This window comes from Rhizobium leguminosarum, assembly GCF_004123835.1.
Classification (GTDB): domain Bacteria; phylum Pseudomonadota; class Alphaproteobacteria; order Rhizobiales; family Rhizobiaceae; genus Rhizobium; species Rhizobium leguminosarum_M.
This window is the reverse complement of record NZ_MZMU01000001.1, coordinates 243071-262868: the sequence shown is the minus strand read 5'-3', so window position 1 is coordinate 262868 and position 19798 is coordinate 243071. Positions and strand designations below refer to the sequence as shown.

The window sequence follows — 19798 nt, the reverse complement described above, 5'->3', positions numbered from 1 at the left end:
ACGGCCGCTCCGAATGTGGCGCTCGACTAACTGCGGCAAAGCGGCCGGCGCGGTCAGAAAAAGAGCGGCGCATATCGGGCGTGACCGCGGCTTACTCCGCCGCCGGTCCGTACAGGCCAAGCTGCTCGAGAAGCGCCCGCTGCCGGCCGGCATTTTCGGCCAGCAGACCGGTATAGCGATCGATGATCCGGTCCCGGTGGCTCGGGTCGGAGACAACGGAGAGCGCGCCGACGATCGCCGCGACCTTTTCCGAGGTCCGCCGCAATTCGTCCAGCAGTTCCGCATTGCCGCTGATCTCGCTGACCACCCGTTTCGTCACCCTCCCGATTCCGGCCGGTGTGCGGCCGCCTGCCGAGACATACCCTTCCGGCAGATCACCCTTCAGATTGGTGACCGACTTGAAGCGGATGACATCGAAGATCTGATCGACCGCCTGCTTGGCGCCGGTCACCCGAGAAGGATGGTCGGTATCGGCGGCGGCGTGCGGCAGCAGTTCCAGCTTGCCCTTATGGCGCTCTTCGAGTGGCAGATAGGGAACCATCGGTCCGCTGAGCTTGCCGGTCGACGCATCCTTGAAGAGATCGGCGTCGATTGCCACATGGGCAATCTTTCCGGACGACAGCGCCCGGTCGAGCGCCGCCGCATCGACGACCTCGCCCCGGTCGTAGTTGACCAGCACCGCACCATCGTTCATCGCGTCGAGCACCTGCGTGTCGACGAAACCTGCGTTGGAGTAGACGCCCGTCGCAGCATCCAGCCGGCCAAGACCGATATGGACGGAGAGCACGTCGGCGCCGGTCGCCGCCTCAACCGGACTTGCGGCGTAATCGAAGCCTTCCGACTCGATCCAGCTTTGGTGATGCTGGCGCGCGTAGATCACCACCTTCATGCCAAAAGCCTTGGCGAGCTTGGCGACTTCGCGGCCGATATTGCCGTAGCCTAGAATGGCGATTTTCCGACCCTCCAGCTTGGCGGTCGGGAAATCCTTGAGCTGGCGCCCGGTATCAAAGTCGCCGTTGGCGACCATCTGGTGCAGCCTGTCGACGGGCAGGTCGGGAACAACCTTGAGGATCGCCTTCATCGCCATCTGGGCGGTCGCCCGGCTGTTGATGCCGGGCGTGTTCATCAAAGGCGCCTCGCCGCCCTCGCCGTTGCCGCCACCCCAGGAGGCCGAGCCCATATTGCCGGTACCCGCGCCGATGCGCACGCCGCCGAACGGGAAGACGGAAGCCTTCGGGATGAAGGTCGCCGCCGCGATCAGCGCGTCATACTGGCCCTTGTCCGTCTGCGGCAGGATTTCGGCCTCGGTGCTGAGATTTGGCTGGTAGAAGAAGTGGATGCGGCCCTTTTCCAGCGCCGCCCTGTCGCCGATCGGGCCGGCATGGAAGACGCCGCCCTTTTCCTCGACATAGGTTCTGATCTCGCTGTCGTCGGGCTCCCCATCGGCGCCGAGGCGCAGGCCGACCAGATCGGCGATCAGCACCGTATAGGCGTGTTCGGGATTATCCTTGCGGACCATCACGCCGGCCTTCACAGGCGCCGCGAACGTGACGCCCTGCTTTGCCAGTTCTTCCTCGATCACGACGATCTTGGCGCGCAGATAGGCATATTGCAGGTTTTCCAGCAGCGCGGCGATATCGGCCGGCTCGCGGATGCCGCCGACCCAGGCGCGGTAGTCGCCGGGCGTTCCCGGGAATGCGTTGACGTAACGCGCCGCATCGAGGCCAGGCTCGAACTCGCCGTTCGGATGGGTAAAGCCCTCATAGCCGAGCAGTTGCTTCGAACGCGCGATAATGCGGGCATGGATCGCAGGATCGGTGATGCCGGTGTCCTCCACCTTTAACAGCGTTACCGCCGCACCGCGCCGCTCGGCATCGGTGACGGTGAGCGAAAACAGCGGGTGCGACTCGACCCAGCCGTCGATCACCGCCCGATTGGCCGCAGACCGCTTGTTGAGCTCGACCACCGAGCCGACCCGCGCCTCGGACTGCAGGAGGCCGAAGGTGGTTTCGGCAAAGGCAAGCGCGCTGTAGGTGTTGATGACGCCGCCGAGCATGCGGTCTTCCGCTGCATCGTAAAACGGCCCGGCATCCACGGATCGCTTGGCGGAAAGCGGCTGCCGCGCGTCGATCGGCGGCGCGATCTTGAGCTGGCGCGGGATCGCCCAGGACGGATCCTGCTGGTTCTTCTCCACGAGCGCCAGGGCATGCGGCGTGAAGGAGGCGACGAAATACCCCGACACCCCGCCGATTGCCTTCTGGAACGGCATGAACAAGCAGCATTTCGCCATCACGGCATCGACCAGCTCGGGCTCCCAAGGCATGGCGCCCAGCATCGACGTCGCGTCGAACACTGCATGGCGGTTCGCCGGATCGCCATCGATCCAGTTCAGCAGCTCGTGGATCTCACGGCTGGTATAGGCATTGGCGCCAGTCGTCTCGTGGCCGACGCCGACGAAGATCGACACACCGAGAGCGGAAAGCTCGGCGGCCGTCGGGATCACACCCTCGGAGGCGGCAAAATGAATGCGGCTCTCGCAGCCTTTTTCGGCAAAGCGCTGCATCTCGATCAGCTGCGTGGCCCAGGACTGACGGAAGAAGCCTGCCGCTCGGGCCGGATCGCTTTCCGGGCGCGGCGTATCGACGTAGACGCGCTGCGAGGCGTCGTTGGCGTTCATCAGGTGCTGGACGCAGACGGTAAAGCCGCTGTGGCCGCCGCCCAGTCCCACAGCCATCCGGTTCGTCTTCGGGAAGTGGGAATAGCGGTGGATCGCCCGCATCATGTCGGTCAGAATTTTATCCGCTGGGTAGCCGCGATGCATGCTGCGGGAAATTTCGGCGGTGGTGAAGCCGCCTATGTCGTTGCCTTTGTCGTCGAACTTGCGATAGGTCTTCTCGATCCATCTATCGAAAGCGATGCGTCGCAGGCGGCTATCCACTTCGTCGGTCGTGGCATCGGTGATCGGACCGACCCCGAAAAACGGATTGGACGGCAGCTTCGGTGCTCCCGACTTCGTCAGTCGGAGCGCTTCAAGTCGCTGTTCCTGCATCTGCTCGATATTAGTCATGATCTGCCTATCGGTTTGAAAGGAAGGTGGTCGAGGCGGCCAAGGTCGTGGTTATGGTATCGCGTTTCGACCATTGCCTCTATGCGATTGCCGCGATCACAAAGACGCCCCTCGTGCCACCCTTTCGACAACCCGCCATCGGCTGCCGGTTTCGCGTGGTGCCGCGCGGATATTGGCATTGCAGGCGATCTCTGATCTAATCTGCAACTCTCTCGGCCCGGCGCTCCAGCCGCAGGCTCATGACATTCGAAACGAGCTAGGATCTGTGGACAGTTACCTGAGCCATTAGAGCTGTATTTTCATGACCACTCACCGCTTCATTCCGACGAGCTTTCACAATGTCATCGGCTCTCTTTCGCCGGCCCTGCACATCGCCGACGGCGATACCGTCGTCACCGAGACGCTCGACGCGGCCGGGCATGACAAGGACGGCATCGAGCAGGCACCTGGCGGCAATCCGATGAACGGCCCGATCTTCGTGGAAGGGGCCGAGCCCGGGGATGCGCTGAAGGTCGAGATCATCACCATGATCCCGACCAGGGACACGGGTTTTACCGGCAGTGTCGTCGCCGCCAACGTGGTCGATCCAGAGGCGGTTCGAGACCTGCCGCCGCGCGATATCGCCATCTGGGCGATCGACCGTAAAGCCTTGACCGTGCGGCTTTCCGAGCCGGTTGCAGGTCTTGAAAATTTCGTTCTGCCTCTCGCCCCGATGATCGGCTGTTTCGGCGTGGCGCCCAGGCTCGGCCAGGCGATATCGACCGCGACCAGCGGCGAATATGGCGGCAACATGGATTATCGGCTGTTCGGCGCCGGCACCACGGTCCGCTTGCCCGTATCGGCTGCCGGCGCCCTGTTCTTTCTCGGCGACTGCCATGCCGTGCAAGGGGATGGCGAGATCGTCGGAACCGGTGTCGAGACGACGTTCGAGGTCACGGTGCGGCTGACGGTGGAAAAGAAGGCCGGACTGGTCTGGCCGCGCGGGGAAACGGCCGAAGACATCTTCACCATCGGCAACGCCCGGCCCCTCGATCAGGCGCTCCAGCACGCCACCAGCGAAATGTTGAACTGGCTGGCGTCGGATTATGGCCTGGACAGGACGGCGGCCAGTCATCTGCTCGGCCAGGTGGTGCGCTATGATGTCGGCAATGTCTTTGATCCGGCCTATACGATGGCTTGCCGTGTCGCCAAGAAATGGCTGGTTCGCCGATAGGCGACCGCTTCCTCAATCGTGCCGGGACAGGAAACCGGAAACGGTCGCCAGGCAAAGCTGCTTTTCCTCGACATGCGGCATGTGGCTGGAATTTTCGAAGAGCACCCATTCGCAGCCGGGAACGCATTCGAGATAGGGCCTTACCACCAGGGGTGTCGCCTCGTCGTATTTTCCCGAGATCAGCAGCGTTGGGGCCTCGATGCGGTCGAGCCTGTCTTCGATGGTCCAGTCTTTCATCGTCCCGATGACGTGAAATTCGGTGGGGCCGTTCATGTTACGATAGACGGTGTTGTCCTCGTCCATGATCGCGAAAGTGCGCGCCACTTCCGGCGGCCACGGCACCACGCGGCAGACATGGCGGTCATAGAAGACACGCGAGGCGGCGATATATTCCGGATCGGTGAGGCTTCCCGCCAGTTCATGCTTTAGCAGCGTATCCTGCACCTCCTTCGGCAGTTCCTGCCTCAGCCGGTTTGCCTCCGAAACCCAGGTATTCATGTTGGCCGGCGAGTTGGCGATAACAAGTGCCTTCAGGCCTTGCGGCCGGCGCACCGCATGTTCGGCGCCGAGCATGCCGCCCCAGGACTGGCCGAGGAAAGCGTAACGATCCCGAATGCCGAGATGGGAAAGCAGTGCGTCCAGCTCCTCGAGGAATAGGCCGACCGTCCAGAAATCTGGGCCTTTTTCCGGAAGGCGGGTGGAGTTGCCATTGCCGAGCTGGTCGTAATGGATGATCGGACGGCCGTCGAGGGCGGCGATATCCTTGAAGGAATCGACATAATCATGGGTGCAGCCAGGCCCGCCATGGGCGACAACGAGCGGCAGCTTGCCGCTGTCCAGCGAACCGGTGACGCGATACCAGGTGCGATAGTCGCGAAAGGGCAGATACGCTTCTTTGGTCGTGACTTCGCCCACTGGCGTCTCCATCTCTCTTAGCAGTGATGAAAAAGCATAACGCGGCGGCGACGGCGAAGGCAGCTATCACAAGTTATAGGGTGGCCAATTATGGGTCGGCCGGTCTTCGAGCAGGCGGTAATGGGTGGCGCGCACCACGGCCTGGGTGCGGTTGCGGGCGCCGAGTTTCTTTGTCGCGGCGTTCAGATGCATCACGACAGTCGGTACGGAACGGTCGATGATGCGGGAAATTTCCTTGGCGGAGTAGCCTTCCGCCGAATGGCGCAGGCATTCGCGTTCCCGCTCGGTCAGGCGGATCGTGCCGACGCTCTTCGCCCGCGTGTCGAAAAGCGAATAGGCGGTCTCATGGAAAACATGGGCAAGCAGGTTGAAGTCGGCGATATAGCGCAGTGCGTGCCGTTCGAAATCTTTGTTCCGGCCGAAGCGGATGCCGGTGACGGTCGCATAGTCGCCGCGTGGCATATGAACCGGGACGGTGACGCCGGTCGACATATCGCGTTCGCTCAAATAGCGCGTCACCGGCGCGGTGTCGTCGTTCATGAAACGGTTGATCAGCGTGTCGGCGTCCGGATCGTAGTTCCAGAAGAAGGGTGCGGAAGTGCGCAACGCCACCTGCTGCACCGGATCGATACGGAAATAGCCGCGATTGAACCAGTAGTCGTGCATGTCGTCTGAAATATTCCGCAGCTTCAGCAGCGATGGTATCATGATCGCGCCGTCGAGATCGTAGGGAACGGGTGTATAGTCGTAGATCAGCGCCTCGAAGCCGATCTGCTTCATCGCCTCGAAGGCCTGGTCGATCCGGCCGTCCAGCGTTTCGTGCGCTGTAAACTGCCGTCGGATCGTTCCGATGTCGTCAAGAATGGGGTCGTCAAGCATGGGCTGCTCCCGGGGTCGGCATCGCGGCCCACCCTATCACTTCTTATAGCTGGCACTGAATGCGGTTTAAGGTAAAAATTTAGCCGTGCCCAAATATTGAGCAAGCGAAATCTTCTGCCGGAGCGAACAATGTGGCGTGAAATACGGCCGGACGAGCGATTCGAGATCGATGTCGATGGCTATCGCGTCGTTGCCTATAGTTTCGGGACCGGGAGCGAGACGGTTTTCTGCCTGAACGGTGGGCCGGGCCTGCCCTGCGATTACCTGCGCGAGGCGCATTCCTGCCTGATCGACAAGGGCTATCGTGTCGTCGCCTTCGATCAACTCGGCACCGGCGCTTCCGACCGGCCGGACGATCTCACGCTCTGGACGATCGGCCGTTATGTCGAGGAGACGGAGACGGTACGCAAGGCGCTGGGGCTCGGCAAGATCCATATGCTCGGCCATTCCTGGGGCGGCTGGCTGGCGATCGAATATGCGCTGACCTATCCCGAAAACCTCAAGACGCTGATCCTCGAAGATACCGTCGCCGACATGCCGCATCTGATCTCGGAACTCGAACGGCTGCGCGCAGCGCTCGGCCCCGAAACCGTCTCCATGATGCAGAAGCACGAGGCGCAGGGCACTTATAATCATCCGGAATATCTCGCTGCCGTCACCATCCTCAACTATCGCCATGTCTGCCGTCTGCCGGAATGGCCGGCGCCGGTGCGCCGCTCGCTCGACGATTGGAACATGGCGCCCTACGAGACGATGCAGGGGCCGAACGAGTTTCTCTATATCGGCAACCTCAAGGACTGGAACCGCGTCCCCGATCTGCCGCGGCTGACGCTGCCGGTGCTCATCACGACGGGAGAGCATGATGAGTTGACACCGGCCTGTGCGCTCAGGATGAAGCTTGCGCTGCCGAATGCCGAGCTCAAGGTATTTGCCAATGCCAGCCATATGCCGTTCTATGAGAACCCGCAGGATTATTATCCGGCTCTTCTCGATTTTCTCGCCCGGCACGAGGCAGGCTGATGCAACAGGGAGCGGACCGAACCCGACGAAGACAAAGGGGCGATCGCCGTCATGCATCGCTATAAATTCGTTCTGACGCGACCGCTGCAGTTCCTGCCCGTCATCTTCGGCATCAGCGTCATCACTTTCATTCTGGTCCGGTTGATCCCCGGCGATCCCGCACGCAACATCCTTGGGACGCGCGCCACCCCGGCGGCACTCGCCAGCATCCGCGCCCAATACGGTCTCGACCAGCCGATATGGCTGCAATATGTCTATTTCCTCAAGAATCTCGCCTACGGCGAGATGGGCAAATCGATCCTCTACAAGATCGACGTGCTGAAGCTGATCGCCACTCGGATCGAGCCGACGCTCGCGCTTGTCGTTTCCAGCGTCGTCCTGTCGGTCCTGATCGCGGTGCCGATGTCGGCGATCGCCGCACGCAATGCCGGGCGGGCGCCGGACCATGCGGTGCGCATCGTCTCGACCTTCGGCATCGGCTTTCCGCCCTTCTGGCTGGGGCTGATGTTGATCATCCTCTTCAGCGTCGATCTCGGTATTCTGCCGGTCTCAGGCTATGGCGCGACGATCGGCGATAAACTTTCGCATCTCGTCCTGCCGAGCCTGACGGTCGCGCTGTCACTCTCGACCGTGTTGACGCGCAGCCTGCGCGCGGCGATGATCGAGCAGCTGAAATCGGATGTCGCGACGGCGGCGCGCGCCCGCGGCATGCCTGAGGGCATCGTCTTCTGGCGGCATGTACTGCCGAATTCGCTGGTGCCGACGATCAACCTGCTTGCCGTCAATATCGGCTGGCTGATCGGCGGCACGGTGGTAGTCGAAAGCGTCTTTGCGCTGCCAGGCATGGGACAACTACTTGTCAGGGCGATCTTTTCGCGCGACTATATGGTTGTGCAGGGTGTCGCCATGGTTTTTGCCTGCGCGACCGTGCTGATCAACTTCATCGCCGACATCGTCACCGTCGCCGTCGATCCGAGGGTGAAGTTATGAGCGTCGAGGCGGCAGCCCCTGCATCCCTCGGCTGGCGCCGGTTCTTCGGCCGGCGGCTGATGCTTGCTGTTGGCGCCGGTATGTTGCTGTTCTTCGTCCTGCTGGCGATCGGTGCGCCTGTTATCGCGCCCTACGACCCGATCATGCAGAATGCCGAGGTGCGGCTGCAGGCGCCGTCGCTGTTGCACCCCTTCGGCACCGACAATTTCGGCCGCGACATCCTCTCCCGTGTCATCTGGGGTACGCGCATCGATCTGCAGATGGCGCTGATCGGCGTCATCTTCCCCTTCCTGATCGGCACGACGGTGGGCACGATCGCCGGCTTTTTCGGCGGCATCGTCGATGCGCTGTTCATGCGCCTCGTCGATATCATTCTTGCCTTCCCTTTCCTGGTGCTGATGCTGTCGATCATTGCGATCCTCGGCCCCGGTCTCGGCAGCTTCTACATTGCCATGGCGCTGGTCGGCTGGGTGTCCTATGCGCGGCTGATCCGGGCGCAGATGCTGGTGCTGAAAGGCAGCGACTACGCCGTTGCCGCCGTCAGTCTCGGTTTCAGCCGCCCGCGCATCATGTTCCGCCACCTGCTGCCGAACGCGATTGCCGGCTCGATCGTCTTTTCGATGTCCGATGCCACGCTGGTGCTGCTCAGCGGCGCCGCCATCAGCTACCTCGGCCTCGGCGTCCAGCCGCCGCTCGCCGAATGGGGCGTCATGGTCGCGGAAGGGCAGGGCTTCATCACCACGGCCTGGTGGATCACGCTGTTTCCCGGCCTTTCCATCGTCTGCCTGGCCTTCGGCTTCAGCATGCTGGGCGATGCGCTCGGCGAACTGCTGGGGGTGCATGAATGAGCGCCCCCGTGCTGTCCGTCCGCGATCTCACCGTCAGGGCTCATGTCGATTCCGGCCCGCGCACGCTCATCGATGCGGTGTCGCTCGACCTTGGCAAGGGCGAGATCCTCGGCCTCGTCGGCGAGAGCGGCTCGGGCAAGAGCCTGTTCTGCCGTTCCCTGGTGCGCCTGCTGCCCTCCTCGCTGCTGAAGATCGAAAGCGGTAGCGTGCTGCTCGAAGGGCGCGACCTCATGCGGATCGACGATGGCGAGATGCTGAAGGTGCGCGGCAGCGAGATCGGCATGATCTTCCAGAACCCGACCAGCCATCTCGACCCGGTGATGCGGATCGGCGATCAGATCGCCGAGGGCATCCGCTATCACCAGGGCCTCGGCGCCCGCGAGGCCCGCACCGCGGCGACGGAAATCCTGGCGCAGGTCGGGTTTCCCGATCCCGTGCGCCAATACGACAGCTACCCGCACGAATTTTCCGGCGGCATGCGGCAGCGGGCGATGATCGGCGTGGCGCTGTCCTGCAATCCGAAAATCCTGATCGCCGACGAGCCGACCACGGCGCTCGACGTGACCATCCAGGCGCAGATCCTGCGGCTGTTGATGGACATTCGCGATCGGCGCGGCCTGTCGATCATTCTGATCACCCACGATCTCGGCATCGTCGCCCAGACCTGCGACCGCATCGCCGTACTGCGCGGCGGCAAACTGCTCGAAGAGGGGCCGAAGCGGACGATCCTGGCGCGGCCGCAGCATCCCTATACGATCAGCCTGATCAACAGCCACCCTTCCATCTCAAGCGAGACGCCTGCGTCGCCGCTCGAACTTGCCGAGGCCAGCCAGCCGGCAAGGCCATTGCTCGAAATCGATGATCTCCATGTGCGCTTCAGAGCCGGCGGCGCCCTGCTCAGGGGCGGCGCCAAGACGGTCAGCGCCGTTGCCGGCGTCAGCCTGCAGATCATGCCGGGCGAGACGGTCGGCATCGTCGGCGAATCCGGCAGCGGCAAGAGCACGCTTGCCCGCGCCATACTCGGCCTCACGCCGCTTTCCTCCGGCCATGTCACCTTCGACGGCGTCGACCTGGCGCAGCAGAAGAGCGCGAGCCTAGCAAAGCTCAGGCGGGAGACGGCGATGGTTTTCCAGGACCCCTATAATGCGCTCAATCCGCGGCTGACGATCGGGCAGATGCTGGCCGAAGTGCTGAAGGTACAGGGCAAGGTCGCCAAGGCCGATATCCCTGTTCGAATCGACGAGTTGCTGGACCTCGTCGGCCTCGAACGCGAATTCGCCGGCCGCAAACCGCGCAGCATGAGCGGCGGCCAGTGCCAGCGCGCCGGCATCGCCCGTGCGCTTGCCGTCGATCCGAAGCTGATCATCGCCGACGAATGCGTGGCGGCCCTCGACGTCACCATCCAGGCGCAGATCATCGAGCTCTTCCGCGAACTCACGGCGAAGATGAACCTCACGCTGATCTTCATCGCCCATGATCTCGCAATCGTCCGCAATCTCTGCGAACGCGTCGTCGTGATGTATCGCGGCGAGATCGTCGAGGAAGGTCACTCCGAAGAAGTCTTCGCGCGGCCGAAGCATCCTTATACGGCGGCGCTGATCGCCGCCATTCCCGACATCGATCCTGACAAGCGGCTGCTTCAAGACGCCGACGGTAAGGACGATTCGCATTCGATGCCGATCCAGCCCATCAAACGCATGCCATAACAACGAAGGGAACGAACTCATGACAAACAGGTGGAAATCAATCGGGCTTGCAGCCTTGCTCGCCGGTCTGACGCTCAGCGCAAGCTATGCCGAGGCCGCCGGTGTACTCACCATCGGCCGCCGCGAGGATTCGACGACATTCGATCCGATCAAGACCGCGCAGAACATCGACAACTGGGTATTTTCCAACGTCTACGACGTGCTGATTCGCGTCGACAAGACAGGCACAAAACTGGAGCCGGGGCTTGCCGAGAGTTGGACCGCCTCGGATGACGGGCTGACCTATACGTTCAAGATTCGCGACGCGAAATTCTCCGACGGCTCGCCGCTGACGGCGGAAGACGCCGCCTACAGCCTGCTGCGCATCCGCGACGACGCCGCCTCGCTTTGGAGCGATTCCTATAAGGTGATCGACACGGCGGTCGCGACCGACGCACGCACGCTGACGATCAAGCTCAAGAACCCGTCAGCACCGTTCCTTTCGACGCTGGCGCTGCCGAATGCCTCCGTCATCTCCAAGAAGGGCATGGAAACGCTGGGCGCCGATGCCTATGGCGAAAAGCCGATCGCATCCGGCGCCTTCGTGGTCGAGGAATGGCGGCGCGGCGACCGCGTCATCCTGAAGAAGAACCCGAACTTCTGGCAGGCCGACCGCGTCAAGCTCGATGGCGTCGAGTGGATCTCGGTGCCTGACGACAACACCCGCATGCTGAACGTTCAGGCGGGCGAGCTGGATACAGCGATCTTCGTGCCCTTTTCTCGCGTCGAGGAGCTGAAGAAGGATCCGAACCTCAATGTCGACATCGACGCTTCGACCCGCGAGGATCATCTTCTGATCAACCATGCGCATGGCGATCTCGGCAAGAAGGAAGTGCGCCAGGCGCTCGATATGGCGATCGACAAGAAGGCGATCGTCGAGGCCGTCACCTTTGGCCAGGGCACGATCGCCAACTCTTATATTCCGAAGGGTGCGCTCTATCATTATGCCGATAACCTGCAGCGCCCCTACGATCCTGAGAAGGCCAAGAAGATGCTGGCGGATGCCGGTGTCTCCAACTTGACGCTGAACTATCTCATCCGCGCCGGCGACGAAGTGGACGAGCAGACGGCAGTGCTTGTGCAGCAACAGCTTGCCAAGGCCGGCATCACGGCGAACCTGCAGAAGGTCGATCCAAGCCAGGAATGGGATATGACGGTTGCCGGCGACTACGATATCTCGGTCAACTACTGGACGAACGACATCCTCGATCCGGACCAGAAAACCACTTTCGTGCTCGGCCACGATTCCAACAACAACTATCTGACCAACTACAAAAACGAGGCGGTGAAGGAACTGGTCGCCAAGGCCCGTCTCGAGCTCGACCCGAAGAAGCGCGAACAGATGTATGTCGATCTGCAGAAGATGGCAAAGGACGACGTCAACTGGATCGACCTCTATTACAGCCCCTATATCAACGTCTCGCGCAAGAATATCGAGAACTTCTATCAGAACCCGCTCGGCCGCTTCTTCCTGGAAGACACGGTCAAGAACTGAGTTTGGGCAGCATGCAGAAGCTCCGTCGCCGTAAAGGCGACGGAGCTTCATTTATTGCTGCGACACGTGGCTGGGGCCGCTTGCTTACTCGGCGGCCGCAAGCTTGTCCTGCGTCCTGGTGTCGAAGTCGCTGGCGTCGTGGCGCTCGTGCAACTGGCTAGAGGGCTCGCCGGAGAGGCGGTTGACCATCCGGCCGCGTTGTACGGCCGGCCTGCTATGGATGGCGTCGGCCCAGCGCAGCACGTTCTTATAGTCCTCGACCTGCAGAAACTCGGCTGCACCGTAGGTCCAGCCCTTCACCAACCCGCCATACCAGGGCCAGACGGCAATATCGGCGATCGTATATTCGCTGCCTGCCAGATACTCGCTTTCGGCAAGGCGACGATCGAGCACGTCGAGCTGACGCTTCACTTCCATCGCGAAGCGGTCGATCGCATATTCGATCTTCGTCGGCGCATAGGCGTAGAAATGGCCGAAGCCGCCGCCAAGATAAGGCGCGCTTCCCATCTGCCAGAACAGCCAGGACAGGCATTCGGCCCGCGCGCTCGGCTCGGTCGGCAGGAAGGCGCCGAATTTTTCGGCGAGATAGGTGAGGATCGCACCGGATTCGAAGACACGAATCGGCTTTGGTCCGCTGCGGTCCATCAGCGCCGGTATCTTGGAATTGGGATTGACGGCGACGAAGCCTCTGCCGAACTGATCGCCATCGCCGATCTTGATCAGCCAGGCGTCATATTCCGCACCTTCATGGCCAAGGGCCAGCAGTTCCTCGAGCAGGATGGTGACCTTCTGGCCGTTCGGCGTTCCGAGCGAATAGAGCTGCAGCGGATGGCGACCGACCGGAAGCTCCTTCTCATGCGTCGGTCCCGCGATCGGGCGATTGATGCTGGCGAACTGGCCGCCATTCGCCTTGTTCCAGGTCCAGACCTTCGGGGGTGTATAGTCGGGAGAACCGCTCATCTTTCAAACTCCTGGCATTGGTCAGACAGAGTGCGGCGCAGGTTGGGTTGCCGCATTTTTCCTGACATAGCAGAGGCGATGAGGTTTTGTCACAGGTGTCGGCGCGGTTTCACGCAATCGTCAGAGCTTTGGCAAAGCTGAAGAAAAGGGCTGCTTCAGGCATCCGCCTCGGGAAGACGCCTGCCTGTTGCTGCTGAAAACAGGTGTTCGCTGGCGGCCCGCAAGGCGAAGCGGATCGTGTCGCCGGGCTTTAAGGCAATGCGCTCACGAAACAGCATGTTGACGTTTTCTTCGCCGATCCGGGCGACGACCTGTGTCTCTGCCCCTGTCGGCTCGACGACGACGATCTTCGCCGGCGTTCCTTCGTCGGCGATGACGAACTGGTCCGGCCTGATGCCGTAGATGAGCTCTTCACCGGGATCGGCTGTGCCCGGACGCAGCGACAGTGGCATGGCGACGCCGCTGTTCGTGCGGAAGATCGAAGGGGCGTCGGCCTGGATGCGGCCCTTGAGCAGGTTCATCGCCGGCATGCCGATGAAACCGGCGACGAAGGTGGTTGCGGGGCGATCATAGATCTCCAACGGAGTTCCGATCTGCTCGACGATGCCGTCATGCATGACGACGATGCGGTCGGCCATGGTCATCGCTTCGGTCTGGTCATGGGTGACATAGACGGTGGTGATCTTCAGCCGCTGGTGAAGCTCCTTGATCTCGGCGCGCATCGCCACGCGCAGCTTGGCGTCGAGATTGGAAAGCGGTTCGTCGAAGAGGAACACTTTCGGATCACGCACGATCGCGCGGCCCATGGCGACGCGCTGACGCTGGCCGCCTGAGAGATGGCGCGGGTGGCGGTCGAGATAGGGTTCCAGCGCCAGGATCTTTGCGGCCGATTGTACCCGGCGGCCGATCTCGTCCTTGGCCGTACCGCGCAGCTTCAGGGAAAAGCCCATATTCTCGGCCACCGTCAGATGCGGATAGAGCGCATAGCTCTGGAACACCATGGCAATGTCGCGCTCCTTCGACGGCAGGTCGTTGACCATGCGGCCGCCGATCGAAAGCCGGCCGTCCGATATCGTCTCCAGGCCGGCGATCATGCGCAGCAGCGTGGACTTGCCGCAGCCCGACGGTCCGACGAGCACGATGAATTCACCATCCTCGATATCGACGTCGACGCCGTGGATGACCGGCAGGTCGCCGTAGGACTTGCGGATGTTGTGAAGCGCAATCGACGCCATGATATTCCCTCCCCTACGAGAACAGGATGATTTCAGGCCGCGCCCTCGCCTTCATGATTGACCGCCGTCCTGGTGCCGGAGGAGAACATGATCAGGGCGAAGAGCGGTTCGGTGCCGAGCGCGCGCGCCCAGTGACGGACATTGCGGGGTATCCGGATCGCATCGCCGGCTTCGAGCCGATAAAGCGCATCGCCGAGCTTGTGCTCGCAATGGCCGGAAACGACGTAGAGGATTTCCTCGCAATCCGGATGCGAGTGCAGCTGGTTGCGCTCGCCGGGATTGATGCGGCAGGTGCCGAAGGTCATCTCGGCGCCGGGCGTGCCGTCGCCGGTGATCTTCCAGTTGAGTTCGCCCCATGTGGTCGGCATGAATTCGCCGCCGGCTTTCCTGAAAATGACATCGCTATCGCTCAAGGCTGTCCCTCCCCTGTCAGAGATTGGTGGTGACGCCGGCATCCGTGCGTCTGTAGAATTCGAAGAGCTTCATGATCTCGCGGGCGATTTCGAGCGTGCCCCTTGAGATCGGCGTGCCGGAGAGGATCGCATCCGTCAGATGCAGGATTTCGGGCACATAGCCGAGATAAAACAGGTTGTTGTTGTAGAGCTGGCCGAGCGAATGCTCCGGCTCGTAGAACAGCGCCGCATTCTCGTCCGGCTGGATGAAGCTCGCAGCGCGGCCATAGGACGGCAGGTCCGCCTTGCGGAAATAAGTAAGCCGGCTACCGTTTTCGACAATGGCGTTGGCGCCTTCGCCGATGATCTCGACCCGCTCGAAGATGCTGCCGCCCGACTGGCCGGCGGCAAGGTGGAGCGTGCCGATCGCACCGGAGCGGAAGCACATGGTCGTGACGGTCGCGCCGCTCAGCGCTTCCCATTCATAGCCCGCGCGTTCGATCTCTCCCCCGAGGAAGTTAAGGATCGCCCCCGGATGGTAAATGTGGTCGAGGAAGCTCTGCATCTTGACGAGATCGGCCCGGTCCTCCGGTTTCGGCAGGCTTTGCGGATAGCGGACATTGATCGAGGTCAGCCTGCCGAAGCCCGGCGAGCCGATCAGATCCTTGAGCTTCTCGATGGTCGGGAAGAAAGTCTTCTTGAGACCGGTCATCACCATGCGGCCGGCTGCGGTGCTTGCCGCCTGCAGCTTTTCGATATCCTCGAGGCTCGCCGCCGTCGGTTTTTCCATCCAGACGTGAGCGCCTGCGGCAAGCGCGTCGAGCGCCAGATCGGTCGCCTGCACCCGCCCGTCAGGATGATAGGCGGTGACGAGAAAGACCAGTTCCGGCTTTTCCCGCGCGAGCATCTCGCGATGATCGGTATAGGCTTTTCCCGCGCCGAAGAGCTTGGCGAATTTTTCGGCGCGGCCGATATCTAGATCGCAGATGCCGGCGAGTTCGACCGGGGCGTAACGCAGCGCCGGATAGACATTGCGATAGGCATGGCCGCCGGCGCCGATGAAGCAGGCCTTGATACGGTGGTCGAATTCGAAATTGTAGCGGATTTCCCGCTGGACGTGATGCGACATGGTCAGCCCTTGATTGCCCCCTGCGTCAGCCCCTCGGTGAAGCGGCGCTGCATCAGGATGTAGAGAAGAATGATCGGCAGGAATGAAATGACGGTTCCCGAAAAGACCAGGCGGTAGTCGGAAGCATAGGTGCTGGCGAAACGGACGAGCCCGAGCGGCAGCGTCTGTACCTCGGGACTGATCAGCACGATCAGCGGCAGGAAAAAGTCGTTCCAGGTGGAGAGCGCGCTGATGATGACGAGCGCCTGCACCGCCGGCGTCGAGATCGGCAGAAAGACCTTGGTGAGGATCTGCAGATGCGAGGCGCCGTCGATCTTGGCGGCCTCGATCAGGTCGTCCGGCACGCCGATGAAGAAACTCCGCATCAGGAATATGCCGAAGGGAATGCCGTTGCTCACCTGCACCAGGACGATGCCGGTCAGCGTGTTGACGAGATTGAGCCCGAAAAGCACCTGGTAGAGCGGGATGACGATCGCCTGGACCGGCACGGTCAAGCCGAGGATGAAGGCGTAGAACAGCCATTCCCGGCCGGGAAAACGGATCTTGGCGAGCGCATAGCCGGCCGGCGCGCAGGTGATGAGCGACAGGACGACGACGCCGATAAGGTTGATGAGGCTGTTGCCGACGAGTTCGCCGAACCCGCCGATCTGCCATGCATCCAGATAGTTCCGCCACATCAGGTCGGCGGGCCAGGTGAAGGGGTCGGCCTGGCCGATCTCGGCCTCGGTCTTGAAACTCGAGACCACCAGCCAGATGAAGGGGGCAAGGATCAGGATCAATGCCGGGGTCAGCGCCAGCGCCACCGGCCATTCGCGACTACGGACGCTCATTGCGAAAGCCTCGCGCGCCAGCGGTTGAAGACGATGGTGATGGTGATCGCAAGCAGGCTGAGCAGGATGCAGAGCACCGCCGCAAGCCCGTGGTCCTGGGACTGGAAGGCAAGCCGGTAGATGTAGGTGGTGATCAGCTCGCTCTGATAGAACGGCCCGCCATTGGTCATGACGAAGACGGTGGCGAAACCCTTCAGCCCGTTGATCATCGCCAGCGAGACGACGAAGGTCATGACCTCGCGAAGCCCCGGCAGCGTCACGTAGATCAGTTTCTGGAAGGTGTTGGCGCCATCCACTTCCGCTGCGTCATAGAGCGAGCGGTCGATATTCTGCAGGCCTGCGATAAAGAGCAGCATGTAAAGGCCGAAACCCTGCCACGAGCTTGCGACATTGACGGAAAAGAGCACCAAAGCGGGATCGGAAAGCCAGCCTTGCGTGAAGGCGCCGAGCCCGCTCCGTGTCAGGGCCGTATTCAGCAGGCCGAAGAACGGATCGTAGATATTGGCCCAGATAACGCCGACCACCGCCAGCGACACCAGATGCGGCAGGAAGAAAGCGGTGCGGAAGAAGACCTGGGTGATCCGCAGCCTGCTGACGGCAAGCGCCAGCAGGAGGCCAAGACCGCCTGCCATCACCACATGGTAGGCCAGCCAGAGGAAGGTATGGACGAGGCTCTTCCAGACGATCGGATCCTGTGCCGCCTTGGCATAGTTGTCGATGCCGACGAAGCTGGCGGAGGTATTGAAGCCGGCGGAGCTGTTGAAGCTCAGCCAGAAGGTGGCGGCGATCGGCAGCAGGGTGAAGGCGGCATAAAGGGCGAGCGCCGGCGCCATCAGCCACAATGCGGTGCGGGCATCGCCATCGGATGAACCATCAGATGAGGCGGCCCCAGCCGTCCGGCGTTCGGACATACGGGCGGACAGGCCGCCCGTATGTCCCGCCATGGCAGGCGCATCCCTGAGAGGAGCCACGACCTTGCTTCCGGGCGTCTCTGGAATGACCACTATTTCGCCTCTGCCATCTTCGCCTGGATCTGCTTCATGCCGTCCTCGCCGCCGATCTGGCCGGAGATCAGGCCCTGGATGACCTGGAAGTAGGTGTCGAGCACGGTGCCGGGCAAATAGACGCTCGGATTGTAGCCAACGCCGCCGGCGGCAGCGGCGAAGATATCCTTCAGCACAGCGGTAGGCGGCTCGACGTCCGGGATTTCGCGCGGATAGATCATCGTGCTTGCCGGATCCTGCGCGCGCTTCTTCATCACCGCATCCGACAGCACGAAGTCGATCCACTTCATTGCGAGTTCCGGCTGCCTGGAATTGACGGGCACCAGCCAGCTCCAGCCGACACCGCCGGTCGGTATCGTCGCACCCTTGATGTCAGAAGGCATCGGCGCGTAACCGGCATTCGCGAGGTCATAGCCGGCCTTGCGGGCATTGGCGGTAAACCACGGGCCGGCGACGAACATGGCCGCGCGTTTGTTGAACCAGAGGCGCGAAGCTCCGTCGAGATCGAGGCCTGCCATTTCCTTCTTGATGTAGCCCGCTTCGACCAGCTTCTGCAGCCGGATGGCGCCGGCGGCGACCGAAGGATCGTCCCAGGCGATCTCGCGGCGCAGCGCCTTGCCGATCACTTCCTTGCCGCTCCCAGATTGCAGCAGGTTGCCGAAGAGGTGGCCGGCGCTGCCCGTCGTGCGAGGACCGATGGCGATTGGTTGCAGGCCGGTCTCATGGATCGATTTCATCAGCGCTTCGAATTCGGTCCAGGTCGCCGGGATCTTCCAGCCGGCCTTTTCGAAAATATCCTTGTGATACCAGATGCCAAGCGCATCGAGACCGTCGGGAACTTCGTAGATCTCGCCGCCGAACTGGCCCTTCAGCTCGGTGTAGAGCCAGGGATAGATCTCATCTTTCCAGCTGCGCCTTTCATATTGCTCGGTGAGCGGCATGACCTGCTTGGCATTCCTGACGACGCTGATGCGGCCGATGCCGGAATTGGTGAGGATCACATCCGGGCCGGCATCCGACTGGATCGCCGCCTGCACCGCGCCGTTGCTGATCGTCCCGGTCGGCGGCATGAATTCGACGGTGACGCCGGGATTGGCCTTTTCGAAGTCGGCCTTGATGCCGTTCCACAGCTGCGCGACCAGCGGTTCGGTGATCTGTTCCGGACCCCACATTTTCAGGGTTTCGGCATGCGCCAGCGAACTTGCGGCGATCATCGCGGCTAGCGCCGTGCTGCGGGCAAGAAATTTCAGCATTGTTCCCTCCTCCGGGCCGCTCCACGGCCACGTTTTTCGATTGTTGAAAAGGAGACCTCCCTCTCCTTCATTCCACTGGCGTTTCATCCGGCTAACGCGCCGGATTCTCCTTCTGAAACCGTGCCATGACGGCCTGCTGGACATCGCTGATATGCGCATGCATCAGCGCCTTTGCGCGCGGGATGTCGCGCGCCCTGAACGCCTGCAGGATCTGATCGCGCTCCTCGGCCGCCCTTTCGGCCAGATCGCGGCTCTCATTGGCGATCGAGCGGCAGATCTGGATCTGCAGCGCGAGCCGCGCCAGCGTTTCGATCAGCGGCGCGCTTCCCGAAAGTTCGGCGATGGTCTCGTGAAACTCCTTGTCGCGGATGCCGTAGGTCGCCATGTCGCCGCGGCGGAGTGCCGCCACCGCCTCATCCAGCATGCGTTCGAAGCCGGCGATATGCCGGTCGCTCATCTGCGGGACGGCAAGTTCGACGGCGAAGCATTCGAGCGTCTTGCGAAGGTCGTAGAGGTCGTCGATCTCCTTTGGCGTGAAGCTGCGCACGAAGAAGCCGCGATAAGGCTTGATCTCGATCAGCCCTTCCTTGGCGAGCGTGCCGATCGCCTCGCGAAACGGCGTGCGGCTGACCTGCAGGCGTTCCGTCAGTTCCTTTTCGTCGATCGAGACGCCGCTCGGCAGCTCGCCGGAGACGATGAGGCGAACGATTTCCTCGTAGATCCGCTCGCGAAGGGTGAGGTGGCGCGGTGCGTTCATGGTCTCCATTTCCGTCTGGTATTCGTGACTTAAGTATGCAATATACGGAAGAATATACAATATGGA

At 62.0% G+C, this 19798-nt stretch carries 17 protein-coding genes; 6 read left to right on the top strand and 11 right to left on the bottom strand.

Annotated elements, in window-relative coordinates:
* Window positions 1-91 precede the first annotated feature (91 nt).
* Complete coding sequence (locus B5P46_RS01255) at window positions 92-3067, bottom strand: NAD(P)-dependent oxidoreductase (protein ID WP_129417105.1); 2976 nt, start codon at window positions 3065-3067, stop codon at window positions 92-94.
* 301 nt (window positions 3068-3368) lie between these two features.
* On the opposite strand from B5P46_RS01255, the gene B5P46_RS01250 reads away from it, so the two are divergent.
* Entirely contained in the window at window positions 3369-4280 is a 912-nt protein-coding gene (locus tag B5P46_RS01250; protein ID WP_129417104.1) for an acetamidase/formamidase family protein, read from the top strand.
* A 12-nt stretch (window positions 4281-4292) separates the two neighbouring features.
* Here the strand turns inward: B5P46_RS01250 and B5P46_RS01245 are convergent, their stop codons facing one another.
* Both B5P46_RS01245 and B5P46_RS01240 read right to left on the bottom strand, forming a co-directional pair.
* A complete protein-coding gene (locus B5P46_RS01245) occupies window positions 4293-5195 on the bottom strand; it encodes a proline iminopeptidase-family hydrolase (protein ID WP_129417103.1) in 903 nt (300 codons plus the stop codon).
* Window positions 5196-5261: 66 nt separating this feature from the next.
* Window positions 5262-6074, bottom strand: a complete 813-nt coding sequence (locus tag B5P46_RS01240) for a helix-turn-helix transcriptional regulator (RefSeq protein WP_018246939.1) — start codon at window positions 6072-6074, stop codon at window positions 5262-5264.
* Between the two features lie 129 nt (window positions 6075-6203).
* Here B5P46_RS01240 and B5P46_RS01235 point away from each other — a divergent pair, with 129 nt between their 5' ends.
* Genes B5P46_RS01235 through B5P46_RS01215 form a run of 5 tightly spaced genes read left to right on the top strand, consistent with a single transcriptional unit; the run spans window position 6204 to window position 12172 of the window.
* Window positions 6204-7094, top strand: coding sequence for a proline iminopeptidase-family hydrolase (locus tag B5P46_RS01235; RefSeq protein WP_129417102.1), 891 nt, complete (start codon window positions 6204-6206; stop codon window positions 7092-7094).
* A gap of 51 nt (window positions 7095-7145) precedes the next feature.
* Window positions 7146-8084, top strand: a complete 939-nt coding sequence (locus B5P46_RS01230; RefSeq protein WP_129417101.1) for an ABC transporter permease — start codon at window positions 7146-7148, stop codon at window positions 8082-8084.
* On the top strand, window positions 8081-8932 hold the full coding sequence (locus B5P46_RS01225; RefSeq protein WP_129417100.1) for an ABC transporter permease: 852 nt from the start codon (window positions 8081-8083) through the stop codon (window positions 8930-8932). Before B5P46_RS01230 ends, B5P46_RS01225 begins: the two co-directional genes overlap by 4 nt.
* Window positions 8929-10638, top strand: a complete 1710-nt coding sequence (locus B5P46_RS01220; protein WP_129417099.1) for a dipeptide ABC transporter ATP-binding protein — start codon at window positions 8929-8931, stop codon at window positions 10636-10638. The genes B5P46_RS01225 and B5P46_RS01220 overlap by 4 nt, the downstream gene beginning before the upstream one ends.
* A gap of 19 nt (window positions 10639-10657) precedes the next feature.
* Entirely contained in the window at window positions 10658-12172 is a 1515-nt protein-coding gene (locus B5P46_RS01215; RefSeq protein ID WP_129417098.1) for an ABC transporter substrate-binding protein, read from the top strand.
* A gap of 84 nt (window positions 12173-12256) precedes the next feature.
* On the opposite strand, the gene yghU is transcribed toward B5P46_RS01215, so the two are convergent.
* From yghU to B5P46_RS01175, 8 genes are all read right to left on the bottom strand, one after another.
* Entirely contained in the window at window positions 12257-13132 is an 876-nt protein-coding gene (yghU, locus tag B5P46_RS01210) for a glutathione-dependent disulfide-bond oxidoreductase (protein WP_129417097.1), read from the bottom strand.
* Window positions 13133-13287: 155 nt separating this feature from the next.
* Complete coding sequence (locus B5P46_RS01205) at window positions 13288-14367, bottom strand: ABC transporter ATP-binding protein (RefSeq protein WP_129417096.1); 1080 nt, start codon at window positions 14365-14367, stop codon at window positions 13288-13290.
* 32 nt (window positions 14368-14399) lie between these two features.
* The gene (locus B5P46_RS01200) at window positions 14400-14780 is read right to left on the bottom strand and encodes a cupin domain-containing protein (protein WP_129417095.1); all 381 of its coding nucleotides are present in this window, start codon (window positions 14778-14780) and stop codon (window positions 14400-14402) included.
* A gap of 16 nt (window positions 14781-14796) precedes the next feature.
* Complete coding sequence (locus tag B5P46_RS01195; RefSeq protein ID WP_129417094.1) at window positions 14797-15888, bottom strand: Gfo/Idh/MocA family protein; 1092 nt, start codon at window positions 15886-15888, stop codon at window positions 14797-14799.
* Window positions 15889-15890: 2 nt separating this feature from the next.
* Window positions 15891-16718, bottom strand: a complete 828-nt coding sequence (locus B5P46_RS01190; RefSeq protein WP_129417093.1) for a carbohydrate ABC transporter permease — start codon at window positions 16716-16718, stop codon at window positions 15891-15893.
* Entirely contained in the window at window positions 16715-17662 is a 948-nt protein-coding gene (locus B5P46_RS01185) for a carbohydrate ABC transporter permease (protein ID WP_129417092.1), read from the bottom strand. The genes B5P46_RS01190 and B5P46_RS01185 overlap by 4 nt, the downstream gene beginning before the upstream one ends.
* Window positions 17663-17721: 59 nt before the next feature.
* Window positions 17722-18975: an ABC transporter substrate-binding protein gene (locus B5P46_RS01180; RefSeq protein ID WP_129417091.1), complete on the bottom strand. Its 1254-nt coding sequence runs from the start codon at window positions 18973-18975 to the stop codon at window positions 17722-17724.
* Window positions 18976-19066: 91 nt separating this feature from the next.
* Window positions 19067-19732: a GntR family transcriptional regulator gene (locus B5P46_RS01175; RefSeq protein WP_129417090.1), complete on the bottom strand. Its 666-nt coding sequence runs from the start codon at window positions 19730-19732 to the stop codon at window positions 19067-19069.
* Between the last annotated feature and the right edge of the window lie 66 nt (window positions 19733-19798).

What these genes read in the sequence shown, in the direction of transcription:
- B5P46_RS01255 (WP_129417105.1), bottom strand. Translation starts at nt 3,067, where the DNA reads ATGACTAATATCGAGCAGATGCAGGAACAGCGACTTGAAGCGCTCCGA.
- B5P46_RS01250 (WP_129417104.1), top strand. Translation starts at nt 3,369, where the DNA reads ATGACCACTCACCGCTTCATTCCGACGAGCTTTCACAATGTCATCGGC.
- B5P46_RS01240 (WP_018246939.1), bottom strand. Translation starts at nt 6,074, where the DNA reads ATGCTTGACGACCCCATTCTTGACGACATCGGAACGATCCGACGGCAG.
- B5P46_RS01235 (WP_129417102.1), top strand. Translation starts at nt 6,204, where the DNA reads ATGTGGCGTGAAATACGGCCGGACGAGCGATTCGAGATCGATGTCGAT.
- B5P46_RS01230 (WP_129417101.1), top strand. Translation starts at nt 7,146, where the DNA reads ATGCATCGCTATAAATTCGTTCTGACGCGACCGCTGCAGTTCCTGCCC.
- B5P46_RS01225 (WP_129417100.1), top strand. Translation starts at nt 8,081, where the DNA reads ATGAGCGTCGAGGCGGCAGCCCCTGCATCCCTCGGCTGGCGCCGGTTC.
- B5P46_RS01220 (WP_129417099.1), top strand. Translation starts at nt 8,929, where the DNA reads ATGAGCGCCCCCGTGCTGTCCGTCCGCGATCTCACCGTCAGGGCTCAT.
- B5P46_RS01215 (WP_129417098.1), top strand. Translation starts at nt 10,658, where the DNA reads ATGACAAACAGGTGGAAATCAATCGGGCTTGCAGCCTTGCTCGCCGGT.
- yghU (WP_129417097.1), bottom strand. Translation starts at nt 13,132, where the DNA reads ATGAGCGGTTCTCCCGACTATACACCCCCGAAGGTCTGGACCTGGAAC.
- B5P46_RS01205 (WP_129417096.1), bottom strand. Translation starts at nt 14,367, where the DNA reads ATGGCGTCGATTGCGCTTCACAACATCCGCAAGTCCTACGGCGACCTG.
- B5P46_RS01195 (WP_129417094.1), bottom strand. Translation starts at nt 15,888, where the DNA reads ATGTCGCATCACGTCCAGCGGGAAATCCGCTACAATTTCGAATTCGAC.
- B5P46_RS01190 (WP_129417093.1), bottom strand. Translation starts at nt 16,718, where the DNA reads ATGAGCGTCCGTAGTCGCGAATGGCCGGTGGCGCTGGCGCTGACCCCG.
- B5P46_RS01185 (WP_129417092.1), bottom strand. Translation starts at nt 17,662, where the DNA reads ATGGCGGGACATACGGGCGGCCTGTCCGCCCGTATGTCCGAACGCCGG.
- B5P46_RS01180 (WP_129417091.1), bottom strand. Translation starts at nt 18,975, where the DNA reads ATGCTGAAATTTCTTGCCCGCAGCACGGCGCTAGCCGCGATGATCGCC.
- B5P46_RS01175 (WP_129417090.1), bottom strand. Translation starts at nt 19,732, where the DNA reads ATGAACGCACCGCGCCACCTCACCCTTCGCGAGCGGATCTACGAGGAA.